This window comes from Ralstonia sp. VS2407, assembly GCF_052950655.1.
The window spans coordinates 1-493 of record NZ_JBRFVG010000190.1 but is presented as its reverse complement, the minus strand read 5'-3'; the positions used below and the strand labels follow the sequence as shown (position 1 = coordinate 493).

The 493-nt window shown below is 73.6% G+C and carries 1 protein-coding gene; it reads left to right on the top strand.

The window, feature by feature from the left end; genetic code table 11:
- Positions 1–493, top strand: a 493-nt coding sequence (locus ACU8YE_RS24560; protein ID WP_446930028.1) for an ammonium transporter, incomplete at both ends; no start/stop codon positions are given.

Genomic DNA, 493 nt, shown 5'->3' with positions numbered 1-493 from the left:
GCGGCTCGGCGCGCGCCACGGCCGCTACGCGAAGGACGGCCGGATCGCCGCGCACCCGCCGTCGAACATCCCGTTCCTCGCGCTCGGCGCCTGGGTGCTTGCGGTCGGCTGGTTCGGCTTCAACGTGATGAGCGCGCAGACGCTCGACAAGATCAGCGGCCTCGTCGCGGTGAACTCGCTGATGGCGATGGTCGGCGGCACGCTCGCGGCATGGATGGCCGGCCGCAACGACCCGGGCTTCACGTACAACGGGCCGCTCGCTGGCCTCGTCGCGGTATGCGCGGGCTCCGACGTGATGCACCCGATCGGCGCGCTCGTCACGGGCGCCGCCGCCGGTGCGCTGTTCGTCGCGATGTTCACCTGCGTGCAGAACCGCTGGCGCATCGACGACGTGCTCGGCGTCTGGCCGCTGCACGGGATGTGCGGCGCGCTCGGCGGCATCGCGGCCGGCGTGTTCGGGCAGCCGGCGCTCGGCGGCCTCGGCGGCGTGTCG